The organism is Actinobacillus minor NM305 (assembly GCF_000175195.1).
GTDB lineage: Bacteria > Pseudomonadota > Gammaproteobacteria > Enterobacterales > Pasteurellaceae > Haemophilus_A > Haemophilus_A minor.
In genome coordinates this window covers 1-3141 of record NZ_ACQL01000040.1, presented here as the reverse complement: position 1 = coordinate 3141, position 3141 = coordinate 1, and the positions used below count along the sequence as shown (strand labels likewise).

Genomic DNA, 3141 nt, shown 5'->3' with positions numbered 1-3141 from the left:
ATTAAGTTTGGGGGGGGGGGATGTCAAGCTGAGTGGTAAGATTTTTAGTAAAAAGTAGAATAAAAAATCAGGGTATAAAAAAAGCACCTTTCGGTGCTATCTATCATAAAAAATGGAGCGGGAAACGAGGCTCGAACTCGCGACCCCGACCTTGGCAAGGTCGTGCTCTACCAACTGAGCTATTCCCGCTAAAATGTTACCGAACAGTAACGTTTTGATAGGGCGAATTCTAATGAAATGCCCTTTTTTGTCAAATAGAAATTTAAAAAAATATTTTTATTTGCTTAAAAGTTAAACTATTAGGCTGTTTTTAGCAAAAATTTACAAAAAATCAAACAAATCGAACCGCTTGCTAAAGCAGTTCAGAGTGATGATAAACCTTTTTCTTTTATAAATTTGGAATATTTTGGTTATATATATGAAATGGTTGTAGGGGCGAAATATTTTTCGCCCCAATCCCTCAATTGTTTTCAGGGCGAAAAATATTTCGCCCCTACAGTAATGTTATTTATTTGAGGTTTGTCAATAATCTATGTTTTCAAGCGGTTAAATTATTCCCAATTTTTGCAAAGCAACTAAAATACCATCTTGCTCAATAGGTAAAGTGACATAATCCGCCACTGCTTTTAATTCCGCCTCTGCATTGCCCATTGCAACGCCAAAGCCAACGGTTGAAATCATTTCTAAGTCGTTTAAGCCATCGCCAAATGCCATCGCATTTTCAGGACTAAAGCCGAAATAGTGAAGCACATCTTGAATTCCTCGTGCTTTAGAGTTCTGTTTATTTAGCAAATCAACAGAATACTTATGCCAGCGAACTTCTTTCAAATCATCTTCTAACACCCCTGAAGCAACAACCGTCTCGGTTCTCCCTTGTGGAAAAAAGGCTAAGAGTTGAATAACGGTGTGTGATAAATAAAAATCAGGATCAACAATATAATCCGCTTTTATTGGGCGCAACGATTCCTCAACTTCCGGTGTATTACGGGAAACCGCAATTTCTTCTGCCGTAACAAATGCATATTCAATATCGAGAGCTTTAAGTTTCACTAAAACGCGCTCAATTCGTTCTTTTGTCAGTGGATATTCACTGATAATTTGATCACGATAAAGGTTATATTGTCCATTGATTGTAACAAAAAGCTCAAAGCCATCTTTATTCATCAGTGGCTTAAGTGCCTCAGGAAAAGCACCGTAAGCTCTACCGGTTGCAATCGCAGGAATAATTCCATTCGCACGTAATTTCGGAAGCACTTGTTCAGAAATTGAACGGGGAATTCGCACTTCTTTTTTATAGTATAAAGTTTCATCAATATCAAAAAAGACTATTTTAATTGGGCTGCTCAATTTCGCCATAAAAAGTTCCTATTGTGAATAATTAATGTTAAGCAATATCGTTCAAGTTAAGACTTAGCCAATCCCTCAATCAACTCCACCACAAACGCCAAGCGATCTTCCGCCCATTCCATTGGCTTGGTAAAGCAAAGCATACATCAAACACTGTTTTTGAATGTCATTACTAAATTTAACAAAGCCGTTTTTTGTTGCTCAGTCAGTTTATGAATTAACTCCATTAACATTTCATCTAATGGCGAGTAATTAGGATTATCTTCTGAAACACCATATCTTAACCATTCCGGTTTAACTTCTAACCATTCGGCAAGAGTGTCTATTTTATCTTGAGACGGGATTGCCAACCCATTTAACCATTTATGCACAGCCTGTTGAGTAACAGGATCATTCGGATGTCTTAGGTTAAATCGGATTGCAATATCACTAGTTTTAGTCAGTTTAGGTTGTGCATTTTTAAGTGCAAATTTCAACCTTTCACTAAATCTTTCTTTTTCGGTTATTATTTTCATAAGTTATGATTATTAACTTATTAAAAATTTTTCTGTAAACCGATATGGTTTTAATGTAAACTAAAATAGTTAATTTGAAAACCGATATGGTTTCAATTAACGTAGTTTTTTAACCATTTATAGAAGGATTTTTTATGCAACTTAAAAAAGTTATGTTCGCTGTATTAGCAATCTCAAGTCTTACTCTAGCAGGCTGTGCTGAACTCCAAGGAATTGGTCAAAGTGCAAAAGATGGTGCGGTAATGAGAGCAAAAATGGAAGCTTCAACAAAAGCATCAGAAGCTGTCGGAAAAGTGACAGGTTCTAAATTCTAATATGAGAATTAAGGCGATCTGAGATCGCCTTTTTACTTAGGAGAAAAAAATGAAAAAAATGTGGATATTTCTACCGCTTGTTAGCATACTTTCAGCTTGCGCTCCTTTAGATAAAAAAGAACAAAAAATAGAAGTACCCATACCAATGATGGATTATGGTGAACCTGAAAAAGCGACATCACAAACAATGCCCAAAGGCAGTAAGATTTTTGTTATTTATGCTCAAGAAAATACTAAAAATAACATAAGTGTAGCTGTAAGTTCCAGCATTGTTGTGAGTGATGGGGCTGTTTACATCGGCTCAAGTTGTTCCGGCTGTTCAACTTCCCACTTAACCTATCGTTCATTCCAAGGAGAAGTAGAAAGACAGCTTATAAATAAAGGCTTTAAGCCAACATTTGCAAATCTTATCAACAACGATAAGCTTTATATGGATAGTCATATAATGCTTGATAGAGTTGCTTCCCTTGGTAAATCTGTTAATGCACCTTATACTTTATTGATTAGAGACGCTTATATTGGATATGGTGAGGCTATCGCTTGGTCAAAACCTAGAGGGTGTGGAAAAGCGATTGTTAGTCCTCTTATTGCAAATCTTGATGCCATTTTATTAAATAATAATACTGGGGAAATTATGACTTCCTTCAGTTATAAAATGACTAATATTGAAAATTCTTACAATAGTAAACCAGCAACGCTTTATCATTATTCTAGACATAAGTATTATGACTATGTTGAAAATAGAGGTTTCAATATGCCTGGAAGTGATTGGCCAAGTTGTCATTTTGGAGTAACACATCAGCCTGAACAATATGATAATTTATGTTGGGGAACTTCTAACGATTGTAAGGTTCCTGATAATACTTTCAAAACTTACCGTAATAAAATAATCTCTGAATTGATTAGTGGATTATAAAATGGTAGCCACGTACTGTGGCTCAGATTACTGACAAACCTTTTTATTT

General features: G+C 35.5%; 4 protein-coding genes and 1 tRNA gene. 2 read left to right on the top strand and 3 right to left on the bottom strand.

Features of this window, described 5'->3' with window-relative positions; genetic code table 11:
* Positions 1-113: 113 nt before the first annotated feature.
* From AM305_RS01400 to AM305_RS01390, 3 genes are all read right to left on the bottom strand, one after another.
* Positions 114-189 (bottom strand) — tRNA-Gly (locus AM305_RS01400).
* Positions 190-546: 357 nt separating this feature from the next.
* A complete protein-coding gene (locus AM305_RS01395; protein ID WP_005822434.1) occupies positions 547-1356 on the bottom strand; it encodes a Cof-type HAD-IIB family hydrolase in 810 nt (269 codons plus the stop codon).
* A 137-nt stretch (positions 1357-1493) separates the two neighbouring features.
* On the bottom strand, positions 1494-1862 hold the full coding sequence (locus AM305_RS01390) for a helix-turn-helix domain-containing protein (RefSeq protein WP_005822432.1): 369 nt from the start codon (positions 1860-1862) through the stop codon (positions 1494-1496).
* A gap of 134 nt (positions 1863-1996) precedes the next feature.
* On the opposite strand from AM305_RS01390, the gene AM305_RS01385 reads away from it, so the two are divergent.
* Positions 1997-2176 carry a hypothetical protein gene (locus AM305_RS01385; RefSeq protein WP_005822430.1) on the top strand — a complete coding sequence of 60 codons (180 nt, stop codon included), beginning with the start codon at positions 1997-1999 and terminating at the stop codon, positions 2174-2176.
* A 49-nt stretch (positions 2177-2225) separates the two neighbouring features.
* Positions 2226-3092: a hypothetical protein gene (locus AM305_RS01380; protein WP_005822428.1), complete on the top strand. Its 867-nt coding sequence runs from the start codon at positions 2226-2228 to the stop codon at positions 3090-3092.
* The last annotated feature ends 49 nt before the right edge of the window (positions 3093-3141 follow it).